General features: G+C 72.9%; 14 protein-coding genes. 11 read left to right on the plus strand and 3 right to left on the minus strand.

The features are described from left to right. The first annotated feature begins 137 nt into the window (after positions 1–137). From IE172_RS19165 to IE172_RS19175, 3 genes are all read left to right on the plus strand, one after another. Positions 138–725, plus strand: a complete 588-nt coding sequence (locus tag IE172_RS19165) for a sigma-70 family RNA polymerase sigma factor (RefSeq protein WP_006130726.1) — start codon at positions 138–140, stop codon at positions 723–725. A 160-nt stretch (positions 726–885) separates the two neighbouring features. Beyond that, on the plus strand, positions 886–2,391 hold the full coding sequence (guaB, locus tag IE172_RS19170) for an IMP dehydrogenase (protein ID WP_190098442.1): 1,506 nt from the start codon (positions 886–888) through the stop codon (positions 2,389–2,391). Between the two features lie 105 nt (positions 2,392–2,496). Further along, positions 2,497–3,621, plus strand: coding sequence for a GuaB3 family IMP dehydrogenase-related protein (locus tag IE172_RS19175; protein WP_190098443.1), 1,125 nt, complete (start codon positions 2,497–2,499; stop codon positions 3,619–3,621). A 384-nt stretch (positions 3,622–4,005) separates the two neighbouring features. On the opposite strand, the gene IE172_RS19180 is transcribed toward IE172_RS19175, so the two are convergent. After that, positions 4,006–5,214 carry a nucleotide sugar dehydrogenase gene (locus tag IE172_RS19180; RefSeq protein ID WP_190098444.1) on the minus strand — a complete coding sequence of 403 codons (1,209 nt, stop codon included), beginning with the start codon at positions 5,212–5,214 and terminating at the stop codon, positions 4,006–4,008. Positions 5,215–5,487: 273 nt separating this feature from the next. On the opposite strand from IE172_RS19180, the gene IE172_RS19185 reads away from it, so the two are divergent. Beyond that, complete coding sequence (locus tag IE172_RS19185) at positions 5,488–7,194, plus strand: glycerol-3-phosphate dehydrogenase/oxidase (RefSeq protein ID WP_190098445.1); 1,707 nt, start codon at positions 5,488–5,490, stop codon at positions 7,192–7,194. A 192-nt stretch (positions 7,195–7,386) separates the two neighbouring features. Here the strand turns inward: IE172_RS19185 and IE172_RS19190 are convergent, their stop codons facing one another. Then, entirely contained in the window at positions 7,387–8,430 is a 1,044-nt protein-coding gene (locus IE172_RS19190; RefSeq protein WP_190098446.1) for a serine hydrolase domain-containing protein, read from the minus strand. Positions 8,431–8,601: 171 nt separating this feature from the next. Here IE172_RS19190 and IE172_RS19195 point away from each other — a divergent pair, with 171 nt between their 5' ends. The 7 genes from IE172_RS19195 (at position 8,602) to IE172_RS19225 (ending at position 21,894) form a co-directional block, all read left to right on the plus strand. Continuing rightward, positions 8,602–10,608 carry a serine/threonine-protein kinase gene (locus IE172_RS19195; protein WP_190098447.1) on the plus strand — a complete coding sequence of 669 codons (2,007 nt, stop codon included), beginning with the start codon at positions 8,602–8,604 and terminating at the stop codon, positions 10,606–10,608. 154 nt (positions 10,609–10,762) lie between these two features. Beyond that, positions 10,763–13,234: a serine/threonine kinase C-terminal domain-containing protein gene (locus IE172_RS19200; RefSeq protein ID WP_190098448.1), complete on the plus strand. Its 2,472-nt coding sequence runs from the start codon at positions 10,763–10,765 to the stop codon at positions 13,232–13,234. Positions 13,235–13,393: 159 nt separating this feature from the next. Next, positions 13,394–15,028: a serine/threonine-protein kinase gene (locus IE172_RS19205; RefSeq protein WP_190098449.1), complete on the plus strand. Its 1,635-nt coding sequence runs from the start codon at positions 13,394–13,396 to the stop codon at positions 15,026–15,028. A gap of 82 nt (positions 15,029–15,110) precedes the next feature. Next, positions 15,111–16,412 (plus strand): serine/threonine-protein kinase, encoded by a 1,302-nt coding sequence (locus tag IE172_RS19210; protein WP_190098450.1) that lies wholly within the window; start codon positions 15,111–15,113, stop codon positions 16,410–16,412. 91 nt (positions 16,413–16,503) lie between these two features. Next, positions 16,504–18,186: a serine/threonine-protein kinase gene (locus IE172_RS19215; RefSeq protein WP_190098451.1), complete on the plus strand. Its 1,683-nt coding sequence runs from the start codon at positions 16,504–16,506 to the stop codon at positions 18,184–18,186. Between the two features lie 271 nt (positions 18,187–18,457). After that, positions 18,458–20,071, plus strand: a complete 1,614-nt coding sequence (locus IE172_RS19220; RefSeq protein WP_190098452.1) for a succinic semialdehyde dehydrogenase — start codon at positions 18,458–18,460, stop codon at positions 20,069–20,071. A 35-nt stretch (positions 20,072–20,106) separates the two neighbouring features. After that, positions 20,107–21,894: a GMC family oxidoreductase N-terminal domain-containing protein gene (locus IE172_RS19225; protein ID WP_190098453.1), complete on the plus strand. Its 1,788-nt coding sequence runs from the start codon at positions 20,107–20,109 to the stop codon at positions 21,892–21,894. A gap of 127 nt (positions 21,895–22,021) precedes the next feature. Here the strand turns inward: IE172_RS19225 and IE172_RS19230 are convergent. Continuing rightward, the coding region (locus IE172_RS19230) for an LAETG motif-containing sortase-dependent surface protein (RefSeq protein ID WP_229886184.1) at positions 22,022–22,834 on the minus strand (813 nt) is incomplete at its 5' end.

Here is a 22,834-nt window from a genome sequence, read left to right on the forward strand (position 1 = left end):
AGTTCCTCGGGGACGAGTCGGTCGAGCGGAAGGGGAGGGCGCAGGGTATGAGTTCCGGCGCACCTGCTCATAACGCTTCGGTGCACAACCAGGGACACGGTGCCGCGGACCAGACGTCCGCAAGGCACCATGGACCGATGCGCGACGACGAGGCGGGCACTGCCCAAGGGGCGATCGGTGCGCTCGTCCATCGCGCTGTCGACGGGGACGAGCAGGCCACACACGATCTGCTCGCCCATGTGCACCCCCTGGCGCTGCGCTACTGCCGCACCCGTCTGTCCCGGCTGCCCGGCGACGCCCGGCACTTCGTCGAGGACCTCGCCCAGGAGGTCTGCGTCGCGGTGCTGCTCGCGCTGCCCCGCTACAAGGACACCGGCCGGCCGTTCGAGGCGTTCATCTTCGCCATCGCCTCCCACAAGGTCGCCGACCTCCAGCGCGCGGCGATGCGGCACCCCGGCTCGACCGCCGTGCCCTCCGACGAGATGCCGGAACGACCCGACGACTCCCTCGGCCCCGAGGAGCGCGCCCTGCTCAGCAGTGACGCCGAGTGGGCCAAGAAACTGCTGGCCAGCCTCCCCGAGAACCAGCGGGAGCTGATCCTGCTGCGCATCGCCGTGGGGCTCACCGCGGAGGAGACCGGACAGATGTTGGGAATGTCACCCGGTGCCGTCCGGGTGGCACAGCACCGCGCGCTGAGCCGGCTGCGCGCCCTGGCGGAGCAGTAACCGCCGCCGTCACGCCGCCGCTTCGGCACCTGAACGGACGACCGTCCGCTCCCGTACGAACATACGAAGCCAGGAGCCGTGCCGAACCGTGGAATGAGACACCTCCGCTTCCCGTTAGCATGGACATCCGCACCGATCAAGGCCATTTGGGGAAGGTGTCATGACTGCCAACGTCGACGGAGTGCCCGGAAAATTCGCGACACTCGGGCTGACCTACGACGACGTGCTGCTGCTGCCGGGCGCGTCGGACATGGCGCCCGACCAGATCGACACCGCCTCGTACGTCTCCCGCAACGTACGGGTCAACATCCCGCTGCTGTCCGCCGCCATGGACAAGGTGACCGAGTCCCGCATGGCGATCGCGATGGCCCGCCAGGGCGGCGTCGGCGTCCTGCACCGCAACCTGTCCATCGAGGACCAGGCCAACCAGGTCGACCTGGTGAAGCGCTCCGAGTCCGGCATGGTCACCGACCCCATCACCATCCACCCGGACGCCACGCTCGCCGAGGCCGACGCGCTCTGCGCCAAGTTCCGCATCAGCGGCGTCCCGGTCACCGACGGCAACAAGAAGCTGCTCGGCATCGTCACCAACCGTGACATGGCCTTCGAGACCGACCGCTCCCGTCAGGTGCGCGAGGTCATGACGCCGATGCCGCTGGTCACCGGCAAGGTCGGCATCTCCGGCCCGGACGCCATGCAGCTGCTGCGCCGCCACAAGATCGAGAAGCTTCCGCTGGTCGACGACCACGGCGTCCTCAAGGGCCTGATCACGGTCAAGGACTTCGTGAAGGCCGAGAAGTACCCCAACGCCGCCAAGGACGCCGAGGGGCGTCTCCTGGTCGGCGCCGCGGTCGGTGTCGCCGGTGACGCCTTCGAGCGCGCCCAGGCCCTCATCGAGGCGGGCGCCGACTTCATCGTCGTCGACACCGCGCACGGTCACTCCCGGCTCGTCGGCGACATGGTCGCCAAGATCAAGTCGAACTCCTCCGGCGTCGACGTCATCGGCGGCAACATCGCCACCCGCGACGGCGCGAAGGCCCTCGTCGACGCGGGCTGCGACGGCATCAAGGTCGGCGTCGGCCCCGGCTCCATCTGCACCACGCGCGTCGTCGCCGGCGTCGGCGTCCCGCAGGTCACCGCGATCTACGAGGCCGCCCTGGCCGCCAAGGAGGCCGGTGTCCCGGTCATCGGCGACGGCGGTCTGCAGTACTCCGGCGACATCGCCAAGGCCCTCGTCGCGGGCGCCGACACGGTGATGCTCGGCTCGCTCCTCGCGGGCTGCGAGGAGTCCCCGGGCGAGCTGCTGTTCATCAACGGCAAGCAGTTCAAGTCGTACCGCGGCATGGGCTCGCTCGGCGCCATGCAGACGCGCGGCGACCGCAGGTCGTTCTCCAAGGACCGCTACTTCCAGGAGGGCGTCGCCTCCGACGAGCAGCTCGTGCCCGAGGGCATCGAGGGCCAGGTGCCCTACCGCGGCCCGCTCTCCTCGGTCGTCCACCAGCTGGTCGGCGGCCTGCGCCAGTCGATGTTCTACGTCGGCGGACGCACCGTGCCCGAGCTCCAGGACAACGGGCGCTTCGTACGGATCACCTCCGCGGGCCTCAAGGAGAGCCACCCGCACGACATCCAGATGACGGTCGAGGCACCGAACTACAGCCGCAAGTAGTCAGAGCGTCTTCCTGGGCGGTCCCGGACACCTCCGGGGCCGCCCTCGGCGTGTCCGTCGGGGATACTGGAAGGCGCTGCAACGCATCAGGGAAAGGCCACAGACGTGACTGAGATCGAGATCGGGCGCGGCAAGCGCGGCCGCCGGGCGTACGCCTTCGACGACATCGCCGTCGTCCCCAGCCGCCGTACGCGGGACCCGAAGGAGGTCTCGATCGCCTGGCAGATCGACGCCTACCGCTTCGAGCTGCCGTTCCTGGCCGCTCCCATGGACTCGGTCGTCTCGCCGGCCACGGCGATCCGCATCGGCGAGCTCGGCGGCCTCGGCGTGCTGAACCTCGAGGGCCTGTGGACGCGCTACGAGGACCCGCAGCCGCTGCTGGACGAGATCGTCGGCCTGCCCGCCGAGGCCGCCACCCGCCGCCTCCAGGAGGTCTACGCGGCCCCCATCAAGGAAGAGCTGATCGGTCAGCGCATCAAGGAGGTGCGCGACTCGGGCGTGGTCACCGCCGCCGCGCTCTCCCCGCAGCGCACCGCCCAGTTCTCCAAGGCCGTCGTCGACGCGGGCGTGGACATCTTCGTCATCCGCGGCACGACGGTGTCGGCCGAGCACGTCTCCGGCTCGCACGAGCCGCTGAACCTGAAGCAGTTCATCTACGAACTCGACGTGCCGGTGATCGTCGGCGGCTGCGCCACCTACACGGCCGCCCTGCACCTCATGCGCACCGGCGCGGCGGGCGTCCTCGTCGGCTTCGGCGGCGGCGCCGCCCACACCACGCGCAACGTGCTGGGCATCCAGGTGCCGATGGCCACCGCGGTCGCCGACGTGGCCGCCGCCCGCCGCGACTACATGGACGAGTCCGGCGGCCGGTACGTGCACGTCATCGCGGACGGCGGGGTCGGCTGGTCCGGCGACCTGCCCAAGGCGATCGCCTGCGGCGCGGACTCCGTGATGATGGGCTCCCCGCTGGCCCGCGCCACGGACGCTCCGGGCCGGGGCAACCACTGGGGCATGGAGGCCGTCAACGAGGAGCTGCCGCGCGGCAAGAAGGTCGACCTCGGCACGGTCGGCACGCTGGAGGAGATCCTCACCGGTCCGTCCCACACCCCCGACGGCTCGATGAACCTCTTCGGCGCCCTGCGCCGCGCGATGGCCACCACCGGCTACAGCGAGCTGAAGGAGTTCCAGCGCGTCGAGGTGACGGTCGGGGACTCGCAGCACCGGCGGTAGAGGCCCGCGCGGGCTCCGGTACGGCACGGTAGGGGCCGGTCACCTGATGGGGTGACCGGCCTTCTCGCGTGTCGGGCGGGGCGCGCGTGTCGGGCGGGGCGCGCGTGGCGCACAGGGGCGCGCGCCATGGGCCGTCACCGCAAGCCCACCGCCTGGGACCGGATCCGTCTGCGGATGGTGAAGTTCCGCAGGAGGTGCATCGTGTGGATATACGGAAAGTGAGCAGCCACCCCCGGGAGAGCCAGGGGCGGACACTCCGTTCACTTTTCAGGGGCCTGCCGCAGTACCCGCTGCGGTGGACTCCGCCTGTTTTCTGCCGTACCCGCGCAATGCCCTGCCCACCACCAACCCCTGGGGCATGGACGGCGCCCGCGCGCCCCCTCCTCACAACCGATGCGCCGCCCCCGTAGGCGTGGCCCCCCGCGTGTCCAGCAGCAGCTGGGCCTTCACCGACAGGCCCTGGAGGTCGTACGTGCGGTGCTGCTGGAGCAGGATCGTCAGGTCGGCCTCGGCGGCGGCCTCGTAGAGGGAGTCGGCACGGGGGACGGGACGGTCCAGGACGTTCCAGGACGGCACGTGAGGGTCGTGGTAGCTGACGGAGGCGCCCAGCTCCATCAGCCGGACCGCGATCTCGTGCGCGGGGCTGCCCTGCTGGTCGGCGAGATCCGCCTTGTAGGTGACCCCGAGGAGCAGTACCCGTGCGCCCCGCGCGGACTTGCCGTGCTCGTTGAGGAGCGCGGCGGCCCGCTGCACCACGTAGCGCGGCATGCGGCCGTTGACCTCCTGGGCCAGCTCCGCCATGCGCAGGGTGCGGCCCGCGTGGGCGGTGAGGTCCTGGGGGACGGCGTGGCCGCCGACGCCGGGGCCGGGGCGGAAGGCGTGGAAACCGAAGGGTTTGGTTTCCGCGCAGCGCAGGACGTCCCACAGGTCGATGCCCAGGTCGTGGCAGAGGGCGGCCATCTCGTTGACGAGGGCGATGTTCACGTGCCGGAAGTTGGTCTCCAGGAGCTGCACGGTCTCCGCCTCGCGGGTGCCCCGCGCGCGCACCACCTTGTCGGTGAGCCGGCCGTAGAAGGCGGCGGCCGACTCGGTGCAGGCGGGGGTGAGGCCCCCGATGACCTTCGGGGTGTTGGCGGGGGTGAAGTCACGGTTGCCGGGGTCGACGCGGCTGGGGGAGTGGGCGAGGTGGAAGTCGCGCCCCGCGCGCAGGCCCGAACCCGACTCGAGCAGCCGCAGCAGCGGTCCCTCCGTCGTTCCCGGGGGCACGGGGGACTCCAGGATCACCGTGGTGTGCGGGCGCAGCCGGGCGGCGAGGGTGCGGGCGGCCGTCTCGACCTGGCCGAGGTCCAGCCCGCCGTCCTCGCCCGGCGGGGTCGGTGCGCAGATGACGGCGGTGCGCACGCGGCCCAGCTCGGCCGGGTTGGTGGTCGTCCGGAAGCCCTGCGCGAGCATGCGGCGCTGTTCCGCGGCGCTGAGGGAGCCGGGCTCGGGGCCGGTCCGGTAACCGACGGTGGGGATGCCGGCGGCGACGGCGGCCTGGGCCAGGGGCAGGCCGTACGGGCCGAGTCCGATGACGGCGAGATCTGCGGGCATGGCGTGGGCCGTCCTTCCCTATATCCGGAGTGCGACAGGTGCGCAATCGCTGTGGACCGGAGAGGCGAGCGCAATGTCAGACTAGGAGTAAATATGACCGATATGTGGGATTGATCGGTTGGTTTTCGGTGAGTCGTTCCGCAGGCGTTGTCCACAGGGCGGAGTGCGTGGTGGCTGAAGTCGGACAGGCCGTTCAGAATCTGGGCATGAGGGTGGGGGACCGGGCTTCGCCCGACGGGTGAGGCCGATGCGACCGATGAGCGGGAGGCAGCGGTGAGGACAGCCACACTGGGGCCGGCGCAGCGCGCCGAATCACTCGCGTCCATGGCCGAGCACGAACTGGACGTGCTGGTGGTGGGCGGCGGAGTGGTCGGTGCGGGCACGGCCCTCGACGCCGCGACACGCGGCCTGACCACGGGCCTGGTCGAGGCGCGTGACTGGGCGTCGGGCACCTCCAGCCGGTCCAGCAAGCTGATCCACGGCGGCCTGCGCTATCTGGAGATGCTCGACTTCGCACTCGTCCGGGAGGCGTTGAAGGAGCGCGGCCTGTTGCTGGAGAGGCTCGCTCCGCATCTCGTGCGGCCGGTGCCGTTCCTGTACCCGTTGCAGCACAAGGGGTGGGAGAGGCTGTACGCCGGAGCGGGCGTGGCGCTCTACGACACCATGGCGATGGCCCGCGGACACGGCCGGGGCCTGCCCGTGCACCGGCACCTGAGCCGTCGTCACGCCCTGCGTGTCGCCCCCTGCCTGAAGAAGGACGCGCTGGTCGGCGCCCTGCAGTACTACGACGCCCAGATGGACGACGCCCGTTTCGTGACGAACCTCGTCCGCACGGCCGCGGCGTACGGCGCGAAGACCGCCAACGGTGCCCGGGTGACCGGGTTCCTGCGCGAGGGCGAACGGGTGGTCGGCGCCCGGGTGCGGGACGTCGAGGGCGGCGGCGAGTACGAGGTCCGCGCCAAGCAGGTGGTCAACGCCACCGGTGTGTGGACCGACGACACGCAGGCGATGGTCGGCGAGCGGGGACAGTTCCACGTCCGGGCCTCCAAGGGCATCCACCTGGTCGTCCCCAAGGACCGCATCCACTCCACCACCGGGCTCATCCTGCGCACCGAGAAGTCGGTCCTGTTCGTCATCCCCTGGGGCCGGCACTGGATAGTCGGCACCACCGACACCGACTGGGACCTCGACAAGGCGCATCCGGCCGCGTCCAGCGCGGACATCGACTACCTCCTCGAACACGTGAACTCGGTGCTCGCGGTGCCGCTGACCCGGGACGACGTCGAAGGCGTGTACGCCGGTCTGCGGCCGCTGCTCTCCGGCGAGTCGGACGCCACCAGCAAGCTGTCCCGCGAGCACACGGTGGCCCACCCGGTGCCGGGCCTGGTCGTCGTGGCGGGCGGCAAGTACACGACGTACCGGGTGATGGCCAAGGACGCGGTGGACGCGGCGGTGCACGGACTCGACGTGCGCGTCGCCGGCTGCGTCACCGAGGAGACACCGCTGGTCGGCGCCGACGGCTACCACGCGTTGTGGAACGCCCGGGCACGGACGGCCGCGCGCACCGGACTGCATCCGGTACGGGTGGAGCACCTGCTCCAGCGGTACGGCACGCTGGCGGAGGAGGTCCTGGACCTGATCGCCTCCGACCCCTCGCTGGGCGAGCCCCTGAAGGCGGCCGACGACTATCTGCGCGCCGAGATCACCTATGCCGCCTCGCACGAAGGGGCACGGCACCTGGACGACGTGCTGACCCGGCGCACCCGCATCTCGATCGAGACCTTCGACCGGGGGACGCGGTGCGCCCGTGAGGCCGCCGAGTTGATGGCGCCGGTCCTCGGCTGGGACGAGGGGCAGATCCAGCGCGAGGTGGAGCACTACGAGAAGCGGGTGGAGGCCGAACGCGAGTCCCAGCGGCAGCCCGACGACCTGACGGCGGACGCGGCGCGGCTGGGCGCACCGGACGTCGTGCCGCGGTGACCGTGCCGCCCGTCGCGGTGACGTCGCAGCCGTGCCGGCCGTAGCGGGGCCGTCGTCGCAGCCGTGTCGCCCGTTGCGGTGCCCTCCGCAACCGTGGCGCCCGTGGCCGTGGCCTCCCGTGACCGGTGGGGCGGCCGCGAATCACTCGAACGGGTGGCGCACACCGGGATCTCCGTTCGGAACCCGGCCGTTCTACGGGGTGCGGGGGCAGAACTCGGCCGCGAGCACCGCGGACTCGAGACCGGGATCCGCGATCGCGTCCGTGTTCACCCGGAAGGTGAGGACACGCCGGCCGTCGACCGTGCCCGCGGTGCGCACGTAGCTGCCGGAGATGCGGCCGTTGTGTCCCCACACGGTGGTGCCGCACGGAAGCGTCACAGGGAACAGCCCCATGCCGTACGAGCCGTGTGCGGTGCGGGTGTCGAGCATCTCGCGCATCCGGCGCGGGGGCAGCAGTTCACCGCCGAACAGGGCCGAGTAGAAGCGGTCCAGGTCGGCGAGCGTGGTCACCAACTCGCCCGCGGCGCCGGCCACCCGCGGGTCGAGTCGGGTGACGTCGGTGCCGTCGGCGGCGTAGGAGCGGCCGTGCGGCCGGGGCAGAGCGGTGCGGGAGCCCGGGAAGGAGGTGCCCTTCAACCCCAGTGGAGTGATGACACGGCGCTCGGTCTCGTCGGCGTAGGAGCGGCCGGTGACGTGTTCGACGATCAGGCCGAGCAGAACGTAGTTGGTGTTCGAGTAGGCGAAGCGGCCGGGGGCGGCCGGGGGGTGGGTGAGTGCGATGCGTACGGCCTGAAGGGGCGTGACCGGGACGGAGCCTCGCGTGTCCGTGGCGAAGTCGTGGAGGCCGCTGGTGTGGGTGAGCAGGGAGCGCAGGGTCAGCGCGCGGCCGTCGTTGCCGGCTCCCCGCACCAGGCCGGGCAGGTGCCTCTCCACGGAGTCGGACAGCGACAGGCGTCTTTCCTCGGCCAGTTGAAGGACGACCGTGGCGATGAACGTCTTGGTGATGCTGCCGGCGCGGAAGTGGTCCGCACGGGCGATGCCGGAGCCGGCCCGGGCATGCCGACGGCCCGTCACGTCCGAGGCCAGCAGCGCCGCGGCAGGGGCGCCACCCCGCGTGACCAGCAGCGGAAGCACAGCTCCCGCGGACGGGATCGCGGGAGCCGGGGAGGCGGCCGGGGCCAGGGCGAGCAGGGCCAGGGACACAGGAAGGGCCAGTAGGGTCCGAAGCGGCGGCATCCCGGCTCCTTCCTCGTCGGGACGCCATCATGCAGGGCCGGGGAACGCACCCTCCGGCCGGGCTCCCCGCGCGCCGGGTCCGGCGCGCGGACAGAGGCACCCTGGGCGTCGGGCACTTGTCGGGTGAGGGACAATGAAGGCTCTGTCAGGGCGGGTTGCATGAGGGGACGCATGTCGGAGGCGGAGCGGGCGGGGACATCCCGTCAGGACAAGAGCGCACGTCTCCTCGCCGGGCGGTACCGGCTGGGAGACGTGCTCGGCCGCGGCGGCATGGGGACGGTGTGGCGTGCCCAGGACGAGACCCTGGGGAGAACCGTCGCCGTCAAGGAGCTCCGCTTCCCGTCGAGCATCGACGAGGAGGAGAAGCGCCGGCTCATCACGCGAACGCTGCGCGAGGCCAAGGCGATCGCCCGGATCCGCAACACCAGCGCCGTGACCGTCTACGACGTGGTGCAGGAGGACGACCGGCCCTGGATCGTCATGGAACTCGTCGAGGGCAAGTCGCTCGCCGAGGCCATCCGGGAGGACGGCCTGCTGGAGCCGCGGCGTGCCGCCGAGGTCGGCCTCGCCGTGCTCGACGTGCTGCGTTCCGCGCACCGTGAGGGCATCCTGCACCGTGACGTGAAGCCGTCCAACGTACTGATCGCCGAGGACGGCCGGGTCGTACTCACCGACTTCGGCATCGCCCAGGTCGAGGGCGACCCCTCCATCACCTCCACGGGCATGCTGGTCGGCGCTCCCTCCTACATCTCCCCCGAGCGGGCGCGCGGGCACAAGCCCGGGCCGGCCGCCGACCTCTGGTCGCTCGGCGGGCTGCTCTACGCGGCGGTGGAGGGCACACCGCCGTACGACAAGGGCTCCGCCATCGCGACGCTCACCGCGGTGATGACCGAACCGCTGGAGGAGCCGAAGAACGCGGGTCCGCTCCGGGACGTCATCCACGGGCTGCTCACCAAGGACCCCGCCCAGCGGCTCGACGACCGCGGCGCCCGCGTCCTGCTGAACGCGGTCGTCAACGCGCCCGACCCCAAGGAGGCCGAGCCGGAACCGGCGGACGCCACGAAGGTCGTGCCGCTGCCCGAGCAGCCCGGTGAACGCGACGCCGGGAGCAAGCGGGGCGAGGAGGCGGGGGAGAGACTGCGGGGCGCGCTGCGCTCCGTGCGGAAGGCCGCGGTGGCGGCGGGCTCGGCGGGTGCCGCCGCGGCGGCCCGCGCCAAGTCCGGCAGCGGCGACGCCGCTTCGGAGCCCGGGCCGGCCACCGGCACCCCCGCGGCCGGGGCGGACCCTTCCTCCTCCGCGTCCGCCACCGGCCCGGCGGCCGCGCCGGGTGCGCAGGGCACCGCGGGGCAGAAGCCGGGGACCGGTGGACGCAGCTCCGGCTGGCCCGTGATGACGCCGCCGGACCTGCCGGCCCGGCCGGCGCCGAGGGCGTCGCTCACCGACGTGGTGCCGCGGCGGACCCTGGTGGCGATCGCGGTGGTCGCGGTCCTCGTCGTGCTCGGCATCGTGCTGACCGTTCTGCTCACCGGCGGTGACGACGAGGGCGGAGAGGGCGCGAAGGGCGGTGGCGACCGGACCGCCGTCTCCCAGGAACCGACCGGCGACACCAAGAGCGACGAGAGCGACGGCACCCACACCGACGGGCAGGGGACCGGACCGTCGGCCACGGAAACGGGAGCGGGCACGGCCGCCCCGGACGCCGGTGCCGGCGAGAGCGGCGACCCGGCCGGCGACGGCGGCGCCACGACGGAGAAGCAGACGCACAAGGGGAGCCAGGGGTATTCGATCGGGCTGCCCGAGGGGTGGAAGTTCCAGTCGTCGGGAGCGGCCGGGGACCGGTTCACCGGGCCCGACGGGCAGAAGCTGCTCATCGGCTGGACGACCACACCCAAGGACGACCCGGTCGCGGACTGGAAGAACCAGGAGCGCAGCATGGTGCGCTCCCAGTACCGGCGCATCAGCATCGAGGCCGTGGAGTACCGGGGCTGGAAGACGGCCGACTGGGAGTTCACCTACGTGGCGGACGGGACCACGTTCCGGTCCGTCGACCGCGGGACCGTCGTGAGCGACCGGCTCGGGTACGGGCTGATGTACACGGCCAAGGCCGGCCAGTGGGACAGCGACCTGCGCAAGGACACCTGGCGGACCCTGACCGAGACGTTCCGCCCGAAGGCCTGAACACGAACGGTTGCCGGAAAGGGCTGCCAGATGTGGACATCCCCTCTCTGCGGGTTGCCTCCGGCACGTATCGTGAGTGCTTGCGGACCGTACGAAGCCGGAACGGCCCGCGAGACGAACGGAACTGACCGACCGTAGAACCGGGGGAGGCATCGTGGACGACTATGCGGGACGGGTTCTCGCCGACCGCTACCGCCTGCCGCTGCCTCCCTCCGACGAGTACGAGCTGACCGAGACCCGCGCCTTCGACACCTACAGCGGGCAGGAGGTCCTGGTCCGGCAGGTCCCGCTGCCGGAGGTCGTCGAGGCCGAGGTGCTCGACGCCGAGGGACTGCCCGACGGGTTCACCGCCCGTGACGGAACCGCACGGCGTGGCGGCCCCGGGACCGGCGGGGCGCGCGCCGGTATCCGGCGGCCCGCCGACCCGGTGGTGCGGCGCGCGGTCGAGGCCGCGCAGGCGGCGGCCGCCATCCCCGACCATCCGCGCCTGGACCAGGTCTTCGACGTGTTCGCGGAGGGCGGTTCGCTGTGGATCGTCAGCGAACTCGTGGCCGCCCGTCCGCTGGCCGCCCTGCTCGCCGAGAAGCCGCTGTCCCCCTACCGGGCGGCGGAGGTCGCCTCGGAGGTCCTGACGGCCCTGCGGGTGCTGCACTCGCACGGCTGGGTGCACCGCAACATCACCGCGCGCACGGTGCTCGTCTGCGACGACGGCCGGGTCATGCTGACCGGTCTCGCGGTCGGCGCGGCCGAGGAGGCACTGTGCGGCTACGACCCGGTGCCCGCCCCGGAGCCGGCGCCTGACGGGGGCGCCGTCGAGGCCCTGCACCCGTCGCCGGACGCGGGACGCGGCCCGTCCTGGCCGCCCGGGTTCGCCCGCGAACCGGACGCCGACCCCGACGCCGCGCGCCGGGCCGCCATCGAGGCGCGGGCCGGCCGGCTGCCCGGCGGCGGCGCGGCCACGCCGGGTGGTCTCACCCCCGCCGCGGCCCCCAAGGCGCTCGACAGCGCGGGAGACGTGCGCGCCGCCCGTGCGGGCGCGATCGCCGCGTACCGGGCGGGGACCCGTGCCGCCGCCCGTGTGCAGGAGGCCCAGCAGGGAGGCCGTACGGCGCTGCCCGGCGCCCGTCCCGCACCCGAGGACGACGGCCCGCCGCGCGCCGTCCCCCCGGGACAGATAGCCGACCCCTACGGCGTCGCCGCCGCCCGGCCCGCCGTCACGCCCCGCACCGGCCCCGCGGGCCCCGGCGGCCTCGTCGAACTCCCGCCCGGCCCCGCGGGCCCCGGCGCGCTCGAAGCGGCCGCGGGACCCGGCGCGGCCGCCCCGCCCGCCCGTTGGGACGACCTGGTGGAGCACGCCCCCGCCCGCCGGGGCCCCACCACGGCGCTGGCCGCGGAGCGGGCGCGCCAGGCGCGCATGGCCGTCGTCGGAGCCGTGACCGAGCGCTGGGCGCCGGAGCAGGCCGGCCCCGTGCACGAGAACTGGCGGCTGGCCGCGCCCATCGGGCCCGCCACCGACCTGTGGGCGCTGGGCTCCCTGCTGTTCCGGGCCGTACAGGGACACGCGGCCTACCCGGAGGATTCGACGGCCGAGCTGGTGCAGATGGTGTGCGCCGAGCCGCCCGCCTTCGCCGAGGAGTGCGGGCCGCTCCGGCCGGTCGTGGAGTCGCTGCTGCGTCAGGACCCCACCGAGCGGCCCGACTTCGAAGAGCTGCGCGGCTGGCTGCGCTCCCTGGTGCGGTCGGCGCCCGAGCCCGAGGCCGGCGTGCACGTGATAAGCGCACCCCCCGCCGAGACCAGCCGGCTGCCGGTCATACGACGCCGGGGCGAGCTGGTGCGCCGGCGCCGCGCCGGACTCCCGGCGCACCACGGACGGCACAAGCGGGCCAGGAAGCCGGCCGGTTCCCCGCGCCGGCTCGGCCGCACCCTGCTCCTGCTGGTCCTGCTCGCCATGGCGGCGGCGATCGCGTACGCCGTGCTGTTCATGCCGAAGTCCGGCGAGCGGAATCCGGGCGCGACCGACCGTACCGGCGCCACGGGCGAGGTCAGCGGCGCGCCGAACCCGCCGGACGCCGGGCAGAACTCGCCGGAGCCCGGGGACGGCCCCGGGGACACCCCGAAGAGCAGCCCCGGGGAGTCGGCCGCCGACAAGGAGACCCAGACCACCGGACCCGAGGTCGCCGACGGCTTCACCCTGCGCGAGGACCCGGAGGGTTTCCGGGTCGCGGTCGCCGAGAACTGGCAGCGCACCGGGAAGAACGGCAGCGGTCAAGTCGTCTACTCACGCGGCGGATTCGAGCTCATCGTCGTCCCCGGACGGGACAGCGCCGCGCAGTTCGGCAGCGACCCCATGGCCTACCAGCGGGACGACGAACGGGAACTCCAGCCCTACCGGGACTCCAGCTGGGCCACCTCCACCGGCCTGAAGACCATCGAGGTGGGCGGACGGACCATGGCCGAGGGCCAGTTCACCTGGACCGGCGGCAAGGGCGAGCTGTACGTGCGTAACCTCGCGGCACTCATCGACGGCCGCTACCACGTCGTGCAGGTGCGCGGTCCGGAGGCCGAACGGGACGAGGTGACACGGCTGTACGAGCAGGCCGCGGCGACCTACCGCTACACCGGCTGAACCGCGGGCGCCACGCAGGCGAGGGCGTTCTGGTTGCCTCCCGGGCCGATCAGCGACAACCATCACAGTGCGGTCTCCATGGCATGTCGTCGGTTCCCAGGATGGTCCGGGGTACTTACCCTGAGCCTGTCAAGACCATTGCGGGGCAACGTGAATCAGATGCAGGGCTCGCTCGTCGCGGGCCGCTACCGGCTCGGCGAATCCATCGGGAGCGGTGGCATGGGCCGGGTGTGGCGCGCCCACGACGAGGTGCTGCACCGTTCCGTCGCCATCAAGGAACTGACCGCGGCGCTCTACGTCTCCGACAGCGAACGCACCATGCTGCTGGCGCGCACCCGCGCGGAGGCACGGGCCGCCGCGCGGATCAACCACTCCGCCGTCGTCACGGTGCACGACGTGCTGGAGCACGACGGCCGGCCGTGGATCGTGATGGAACTGGTCGAGGGCCGCTCCCTCGCCGACGCGGTGAAGGAACAGGAACGCGTCGATCCCCGGGAGGCCGCCCGGATCGGCCTGTGGGTGCTGCGGGCCCTGCGCGCCGCCCACACCGCGGGGGTCCTGCACCGCGACGTCAAGCCGGGCAACGTCCTGCTCGCCCGGGACGGCCGGGTGCTGCTCACCGACTTCGGCATCGCCCAGATAGACGGCGACACCGCCATCACCCGCACCGGGGAGGTCGTCGGCTCGGTCGACTACCTGGCGCCGGAGCGGGTCCGCGGCCACGACCCCGGCCCCTCCTCCGACCTGTGGGCGCTCGGCGCGACGCTGTACACGGCGGTGGAGGGCATGTCACCGTTCCGCCGCACCTCACCGCTGACCACCATGCAGGCCGTCGTCGAGGAGGAGGCCGACGAGCCGCGGCACGCCGGCCCGCTCGCGCCCGTCATCAGCGCACTGCTGCGCAAGGATCCGGCCACCCGCCCCGACGCCTCCGGCGCCGAGCAGATGCTGGCCGAGGCCGCGGAGGGGCGCCGCCCGTCCGCGGCGCAGGAGTTCGTGCCGACCCGGGCCGTGGACGCCCATGTGCCGCTGCCGCAGCAGCGCGGGCCGCAGCATCCCCCGGCCGTGCCGCCCCCGCACCACCCGCGGGGCGGCGGTCCCACGGCCGTCCAGCAGCCGTACGGGCCGCCCGCCACACAGCGCCGGCGGCTGCGCGGGCGGATGATCGCCCTGGTCGTCGCCCTGGCGGTGATCGTCGGCGGGGGGACCGCGGTGGTGCTCCGGCAGTGGGACCGGGGCGGTGCCACGGCAGGCCCCTCCGAGAGCTCCGCTCCCGCCCCGACGCCCAGTGGGACGAAGAAGGGCGGGACGGAGCCGGCGGCCGGCCTGCCCGAGGGCTGGGTGCGCCGCACCGACCCGTTCGGGTTCACCGTCGTCCTGCCCGGCGAGGACTGGGAGCGGGTGGTCTTCGACGAGGAGACCCGCCAGGTCGACTACACGCCCGACGGCGGCAAGCACTTCCTGCGGATCGCCGCCGACGACTCCCCCGACTTCGACGACCCCTACGAGCACCTGAGCGACCTGGACCAGCAGGTGGGCCGGCGCCTGGTCGACTACCAGCGGCTCGGCCTGCAGCGCCTCACCTACCGCGACCGCGACGGTGCGCGGCTGGAGTACAGCTGGACGGCGCTGGCCAAGGACACCGAGTTCCCCGGCCCGTACCGGGCGATCGACCAGATGTACATCTCGCGCGACGGTGTCGAGTACGCCCTCTACATGGCCGCCCCGGCGGCGGACTGGGACACGACCCGCGAGCAGTTCCGGACGATCCTGCGGGGGTGGCGCGAGCCCTGACCCGCGGGGCACGGGCGCACGCGGGCCGCTTGGCCGAATCGCCGTACCGGAGCGGACACATCCGGTGGGGCATCATGGGCTCATGGTGACCGAGGGGGAGCCGGAGAACGGGAACGCGAGACGCAATGCCCGTGTCATCGCGGGCCGTTACCGTCTGGAGGCGATGATCGGGCGCGGTGGAATGGGCGTGGTCTGGCGGGCCACCGACCAACTGCTCGGGCGGAGCGTCGCCGTGAAGGAACTCCCCTTCGACGACACGCTCTCGGCGGCCGAGGCGCGGCGGCAGCGGGACCGCACCCTGCGCGAGGCGCGTGCCCTGGCCCAGCTGAGCCACCCGAACATCATCGTGGTCCACGACGTCGTCGAGGACGGCGAACGCCCGTACATCGTCCTGGAACTGATCGAGGGACCGTCCCTCGCCGACCGCATCGCCGTGCTGGGCCCGGTCGACGCCGCGGAGGCCGCGCGGATCGGTGTCGACCTGCTGGGCGCGCTGCGTGCCGCCCACGCCTCCGGTGTGCTGCACCGCGACCTCAAGCCCGCCAACGTCCTGCTGGAGGACGGCACCGACCGGGTCCTGCTGACCGACTTCGGCATCGCCCAGGTGTCGGGTTCCACCACGCTCACCGAGAGCGGTTCCTTCGTCGGCTCCCCCGAGTACACCGCGCCCGAACGGATGTCCGGGGCGCGGACGGGAGCCGAGTCCGACCTGTGGTCGCTGGGCGCGCTGCTGTGCGCGGCGCTCAGCGGCGAGTCGCCGTTCCGGCGCGATTCGCTGAGCGGGGTCCTGCACGCGGTCGTGGTGGACGAGATCCGGCCGCCCGTCGAGGCCGGGCCGATCCTCCCCGTGGTGCGGGGCCTGCTGGAACGCGACCCGGACCGCCGGCTGGACGCGGACGGGGCCGAGCGGATGCTGCGGGCGTTCCTGGCGACGGGCCGCACCCCGGAGTCGGTGCCCCTGGAGCTGTTGCCGGCGGACCGGCTCGCGCCGCGGCGCGGGTTCGCGGGGTGGCGGACGGAGACGGCCGTGCCCGCCTCCCCCGGGGGGAGTCCCGTGCGGCGGCAGCCCACGCGGGGCGTGCTGGTGGCCGCGCTGGCGGTCGCCGCCATGGCCGGGGCGGGCGTCTCCGCGGCGGCGCTGCTCCTGCAGGACCGGGACGGCGACGGCGGCGGTACTCCGACGAGCACGGCCCCGGAGACACCTTCCGGCGAGTCGGCCCCCGGACCCCGTCCGCCCGCGTCCGTCCCCACGACGACCAGTCCGCAGCGGACACTGCCGCCGGAGTCCGGCTCCCCGGCCGCCACCCCCTCGGAGTCCGCTTCCTCGACCGCACCCTTCTCGGTGTCGGGTTCCTCACCGCCGGCCGACTCCAAAGGGTCATAAAAGGGAGATAAGCGCCGACGAGGGTCACGGGTCTGTGACCGGTGGACGTCCGCGGTGGATACGCGGGGGCCTCGCACGATATGGATGAACCATGAGCAGCAACGGGGGAGCCCGCAGCGGGGCCGACGAGCCCACCAGTTTTGGTCTGCAACCGCCGAACCCGCCGGCGGCGGTGCCGCACCCCGGCAACCCGTACGCGGCACCGACGCAGGTGGTCCCGCCGCAGGCACCGCCCCCGCCCGGGCAGGAGCCGGCACCGCACCGGCCGGCCGCGCCCGACCCCGGTACCGGGCGGGTCATCGCCGGACGGTACCGGCTGCTCGGCAAGCTCGGGCACGGCGGCATGGGCACGGTGTGGCGGGCCAAGGACGAGACGGTGGACCGCGAGGTCGCCGTCAAGGAGCCGCGCGTCCCGGACCACCTTCCCGAACGTGAACGTGCCAACGCCTTCGAGCGGATGCGCCGCGAGGCCCGTGCCGCCGCCCGGCTCGACCACCCCGCGGTGGTCAACGTCCATGACGTCGCGGTGGTCGACGGACGGCCGTGGATCGTGATGGAACTGGTCCAGGGCCGCTCGCTGGGCGCCGTACTGCAGGACGAGGGCACCCTGTCCGTACGCGAGGCGGCCCGGGTCGGCCTGGAGGTGCTCGGCGCGCTGGAGGCCGCGCACGCGGCCGGCATCCTGCACCGGGACGTGAAACCCGACAACGTGCTGCTCGGCCGGTACGACCGGGTCGTACTCACCGACTTCGGCATCGCCCAGATCGAGGGCGAGACCAACCTGACCGACACCGGCGGCTTCGTCGGTTCGCCCGAGTACATCGCTCCGGAGCGGGTGCTGGGCCAGCGTCCCGGCCCCGCGTCCGACCTGTGGTCGCTCGGCGTGGTGCTGTACGCGGCGACGGAGGGCGTCTCGCCGTTCCGCCGCAGCAACACCCCCGCCACCCTCCAGTCCGTGCTCAACGCGACCCCGGCGCCTCCCGCCTCCGCGCAGGGGCCGCTCGCCGAGATCATCACCGCCCTGCTGCAGAAGGACCCCGCGCGCCGGCCGGACGCCGCCCGGGTCCGCGCCGTGCTGGAGGCGGCCGCGAACCCGCCCGCCCCGCAGGCCACGCAGGTCGGCTCGTTCCCCGGGCCGGTCCACGAGGGCAAGGGCATCCGGATCGGCCGCAAGACGCTGACCGCGCTCGGCGCGGCGGTGGTCGCCGGGGCGGTGGCGGTGTTCCTGGTGGTCGCCGATCCCTTCGCGGGCCCCCTCCCGGACGGCTGGAAGACGCACGACCTCGGTGACCGGCCGGGCGTGTCCCTCGCCGTGCCGGACGGATTCGTGAAGGACGAGCCCGCCGACGACGCGGACGGGACCGTCGTCTCCTTCACCGACCCGAGCGGAATGGTGCGCATCGAGAGCGACCGCGACCTCAGGTCCGAGGCCAAGGACGGCGACCTCGAGGCGTCGGCGTCGGAGCAGGCGTTCTCGCACTGGAACGAGCTCAAGGACGGCGAGTACGGCCGGGGCATCGCCTCCGAGCCGGCCCCCGAGGGGCAGCCGCGCGAGACCACGTACGAGGACCGCGAGGCGGCCACGAACACGATCGTCTACACGACGACCACCACACCGCCCCTGGTGCACGAGGCGCAGGTCATGTACTACCGGAACGAGGACGGCGACATGTACCGGCTCTGGATCGCCTACCCGGGCAAGGGCCACTTCGCCGAGGAGGGCCGGAAGATCGCCCGCACGGTCATCGAGTCGTGGGACGTCCACAAGCGCTGAACCCGCCGCGCCGCACCGGCGCCCCGGGTCGGCGACCCCGCGTGCCGCACGGTACCGACGGGACACGGGCGCCGGCGCCGGCCCGGGGGCGGCGGTCCTCCGGGGCGCCCGGGAACGACTCGAGATCGAACCGTAGTCAACGGAGCCCGCTCGGGGATCAACGCCCTGATCAGGGGGTTTGTTGCCAGTGTTCACTGGCGGTGTGAGGACCGTGCGGGAATCTGTTACCGACGGGTACACAAAGTGTGCGCTCCGGCATACCCTGCGGCACATGACGGACGCGCAGACCCGGGTAACCACCGGCACCAATCCCCTCGCCCCCGCCCCGGCGGGCGCCCGCACCGCAGCCGACGTGGTGACGCCGGAACTGGTCGCCCAGCTCACCAAGGGGGTGGCCGGTTCCGGCCGGACCGCGAACCACACGCCGTTCACCGGCGAGAAGCTGGCCGACCTGCCCGAGTCGACCCCCGAGGAGGTGGCCGGGGCCTTCGACGCGGCGCGGGCCGCCCAGGCCGTGTGGGCGCGGATCCCGGTCCGGGAGCGCGCCGCCGTCCTGCTGCGCTTCCACGACCTGGTGCTGGAGCGCCAGGCCGAGGTGCTCGACCTGATCCAGCTGGAGACCGGCAAGGCCCGGCTGCACGCCCACGAGGAGGTGCAGGCCGTCGCCGTCGCCGCCCGCCACTACGGCCGCCGGGCCGCCGCCTACCTGCGGCCCAAGCGGCACGCGGGCGCCATGCCGACCCTCACCAAGGTCACCGAGCTGCGCCACCCGCGCGGTGTCGTGGGCCAGATCGCGCCCTGGAACTACCCCCTGGAACTCTCCGTCGGCGACGCGCTCCCGGCCTTCGTCGCCGGCAACGCCGTCGTGATGAAGCCCGACACGGAGACCTGCCTCACCGCCCTGTGGGCCCGCGACCTGCTGATCGAGGCGGGGCTGCCCGCCGACGTCTTCCAGGTCGTCCTCGGCGAGGGCCCGGTCGTCGGCCCCGAGGTCGTCCGGCACGCCGACTACGTCTCCTTCACCGGCTCCACCCGCACCGGCCGTGAGGTCGCGCAGGGCGCCGCGGCCCGTCTGGTCGGCGTCTCCCTCGAACTCGGCGGCAAGAACGCCATGCTGGTCCTCGACGACGCCGACCTCGACAAGGCCGCCGCCGGCGCCGTCCGCGCCTGCTTCTCCAGCGCGGGCCAGCTGTGCATCTCCATCGAGCGGCTGTACGTCCACGAGTCGGTCGCGGACGCCTTCCTGGAGCGCTTCGCCGCCCGCACCAAGGCGATCCGCCTCGGCACGTCCCTCGCCTACGGCGCCGGGATGGGCTCCCTGGTCGGTCAGCGCCAGCTGGACGCCGTCACCCGGCACGTCGACGACGCCGTCGCCAAGGGCGCCAGGGTGCTCGCGGGCGGCACCGCCCGCCCGGACATCGGCCCCTACTTCTACGAGCCGACCATCCTCGACGGGGTCGAGGCCCCGATGAGCGTCTGCACCGAGGAGACCTTCGGCCCGGTCGTCTCCGTCTACCGCTTCTCCTCCGACGACGAGGCGGTCGACGCCGCCAACTCCACCCCGTACGGCCTGAACTCCTCCGTGTGGACGAAGGACGCGCGGCGCGGCCGCGCGGTCGCCGCCCGGATGCGCACCGGCACGGTCAACATCAACGAGGGCTACGCGCCCGCGTACGGCAGTGTGCAGGCGCCGATGGGCGGCATGAAGGAATCCGGCCTCGGCCGCCGGCACGGCTCCGAGGGCATCCTCAAGTACACCGAGGCGCAGACGGTCGCCCACCAGCGGCTGCTGCCGATGGCGCCGTCGCTCGGCATGGACGACGAGAAGTACGCGGCCTTCATGAGCCGCAGCCTGCGCCTGATGAAGGCCTTCCGGTTCAGGTGACCCACCCGCACGCGAAACCCAAGGAGGAGACACCCGTGCCTCAAGACGCCTACGACTACGACGTCCTCGTCGTCGGCTCCGGCTTCGGCGGCTCCGTCTCGGCCCTGCGCCTGACGGAGAAGGGCTACACCGTCGGCGTCCTCGAAGCGGGCCGACGCTTCACCCGCGAGACCCTGCCGAGGAACTCCTGGGACCTGAAGAACTACCTGTGGGCGCCGAAGCTCGGCATGTACGGCCTCCAGCGCATCCACCTGCTGGGCAATGTCATGGTGCTGGCCGGCGCCGGGGTCGGCGGCGGCTCCCTCAACTACGCCAACACCCTCTACGTGCCGCCGAAGCAGTTCTTCGAGGACCCCCAGTGGGGGCACATCACCGACTGGCAGGACGAGCTGAAGCCGTACTACGACCAGGCGCGGCGCATGCTGGGCGTGCGGCTCAACCCGACGATGACCCCGTCGGACGTGCACCTGAAGGCGGCGGCCGAACGGATGGGCGTCGGCGACACCTTCCACATGGCTCCCGTCGGTGTCTTCTTCGGCGACGGCGAGGACGCCGACGGCACGGCGAAGGCGAAGCCGGGACAGGAGGTCCCCGACCCGTACTTCGGCGGGGCGGGGCCGTCGCGGCGTGCCTGCGCCGAGTGCGGCGAGTGCATGACCGGGTGCCGGCACGGCGCGAAGAACACCCTCAACGAGAACTACCTCTACCTCGCCGAGAAGGCGGGCGCGGTCGTGCACCCCATGACGACGGTGGTGTCGGTGACGGAGGACTCCCGGGGCGGGTTCGCCGTCGCCACGCTGCCGACGCACAAGCGCCGCAAGGGCGAGGGCCGTACCTTCCGGGCCCGCCGGGTCGTCCTGGCGGCCGGTACCTACGGCACCCAGACGCTGCTGCACCGGATGCGGTCCGGCGGCCAGTTGCCGCACCTCTCGGAGAAGCTGGGCGAGCTGACCCGCACCAACTCCGAGGCGCTGGTCGGCGCGCAGACCGACAACCGCCGCTACCGCAGGGCCACCGGTGAGCCGAAGGCCGACTTCACCCGCGGTGTGGCCATCACGTCCTCGATCCACCCCGACGGCAACACCCACATCGAGCCGGTCCGCTACGGCAAGGGATCCAACTCGATGGGCGGGCTGTCCATCCTCCAGGTGCCGTACGCGGGCCGCGGTTCGGGGACGGCGCGGGTGCTGGGCTGGCTGGGCAACGCGGCCAGGCACCCGGTGATGCTGGTGCGTTCGCTGTCCAACCGGCGCTGGTCGGAGCGGACCATCATCGGTCTGGTGATGCAGTCGCTGGACAACTCCCTGACGACGTACCTCAAGCCGTCCGGGGTCGGCCGGGGTCTGCTCACCGCCCGGCAGGGCCACGGCGCTCCCAACCCCAAGCAGATCAAGGCGGCCACGGACGGCGCCTCGGCGCTGGCCGCCGAGATCAACGGCTTCGCCGGATCGAACGTCGGCGAGCTGACGGGCATGCCGCTGACCGCGCACTTCCTGGGCGGCTGCCACATCGGCGGTTCCCGTGAGACGGGTGTGATCGACCCGTACCACCGCCTCTACGGCCACCCGGGCATCTCGGTGGTGGACGGGGCGGCGGTCTCGGCGAACCTGGGCGTCAACCCCTCCCTGACCATCACGGCGCAGGCCGAGCGGGCGATGTCGTACTGGCCCAACAAGGGCGAGGCCGACCCGCGTCCGGAGCAGGGCGAGCAGTACCAGCGGCTCACGCCCGTCGAGCCGAAGTCCCCGGCGGTCCCGGCGGAGGCGTTCGGCGCGCTGAAGCTGCCGTTCCTCGGTATCCCGGCGGTTCCGCCCAAGAAGTAGCCGCGGGCCCCACGAGGGGCAGCCGCGGGAGAAGAGAAGAAGAGAAAAGGACCTGTGCCCCCCTCCGAGCTCAGGTCCTTTTCCCTTGTTCCGGGTGGTGCCGCGCGGACCGCGCGGCGAGGCGGTGTTACGCCTCCGCACCGGCCTTGCGGCGGCGCACCACGAACACCGCGCTGGCGCCGGCCACGACGGCGGCACCGCCGACCAGGCCGATCATCGGCAGAGCGGAGTTCGAGCCGGTCTCGGCGAGGGTGCCGGTGACCTTGACGTTGCTGACCTTGTCGAGCTCGACCTTGCCGCCGGTCTGCGGCTTGGCGTCGTTCGGCTTACCGGCGTCGCCACCGGCGGCCAGGATGTCGAAGAAGTAGATCCAGCCGTTCTGGTCGTCGGCGATCCAGCAGCCCTCGGCGTCCGCGTACTCGGCGAAGCCGCCGGTGAGGCCGAGCGAGTCCGGCACCTTGCCGGAGACGCTGAGCCGCAGCTGGTACGAGGTCGACTGGCCGGCACCGAGCGAGAACGCGGCGAAGGTGCCGCCCTCGCCGGCGGCGTCCGCCAGCGTCTTCCACTGCTTGGTGGCCTTGTCGAACACCTGGACGGTGATCTGGCCGGAGTAGTCCTCCTCGTCGTCCCAGCCGATGGCGGCGACGCCGATGAGCGGCTTGATGTCCTTGATCTCCTCGTCGCCGCGGTTGGAGACGTTGAACGTGAATGCCTTCCAGCCGCTGCCGGCGACGATCGTCTCGGGCAGGCCCGCGAGACCGCTCTCCAGCTCGAAGCTGAGCTCGGCCGTGCTGTTGCCCTCCTCGTCGAGGCAGAGCTCGACGGTGTCCTCGTCGTCGGCCGGGGGCTCCTCCTCCTCGGCGGGCGGGTTCTCGCCCTCGGCCGGGGGGTTCTCGCCTTCGGCGGGCGGGTTCTCGCCTTCCGCCGGGGGGTTCTCGCC

This window comes from Streptomyces griseoflavus (assembly GCF_014649995.1).
GTDB lineage: Bacteria > Actinomycetota > Actinomycetes > Streptomycetales > Streptomycetaceae > Streptomyces > Streptomyces griseoflavus.

What these genes read in the sequence shown, in the direction of transcription:
- IE172_RS19165 (WP_006130726.1), top strand. Translation starts at nt 138, where the DNA reads ATGCGCGACGACGAGGCGGGCACTGCCCAAGGGGCGATCGGTGCGCTC.
- guaB (WP_190098442.1), top strand. Translation starts at nt 886, where the DNA reads ATGACTGCCAACGTCGACGGAGTGCCCGGAAAATTCGCGACACTCGGG.
- IE172_RS19180 (WP_190098444.1), bottom strand. Translation starts at nt 5,214, where the DNA reads ATGCCCGCAGATCTCGCCGTCATCGGACTCGGCCCGTACGGCCTGCCC.
- IE172_RS19190 (WP_190098446.1), bottom strand. Translation starts at nt 8,430, where the DNA reads ATGCCGCCGCTTCGGACCCTACTGGCCCTTCCTGTGTCCCTGGCCCTG.
- IE172_RS19195 (WP_190098447.1), top strand. Translation starts at nt 8,602, where the DNA reads ATGTCGGAGGCGGAGCGGGCGGGGACATCCCGTCAGGACAAGAGCGCA.
- IE172_RS19205 (WP_190098449.1), top strand. Translation starts at nt 13,394, where the DNA reads ATGCAGGGCTCGCTCGTCGCGGGCCGCTACCGGCTCGGCGAATCCATC.
- IE172_RS19210 (WP_190098450.1), top strand. Translation starts at nt 15,111, where the DNA reads ATGGTGACCGAGGGGGAGCCGGAGAACGGGAACGCGAGACGCAATGCC.
- IE172_RS19215 (WP_190098451.1), top strand. Translation starts at nt 16,504, where the DNA reads ATGAGCAGCAACGGGGGAGCCCGCAGCGGGGCCGACGAGCCCACCAGT.
- IE172_RS19220 (WP_190098452.1), top strand. Translation starts at nt 18,458, where the DNA reads ATGACGGACGCGCAGACCCGGGTAACCACCGGCACCAATCCCCTCGCC.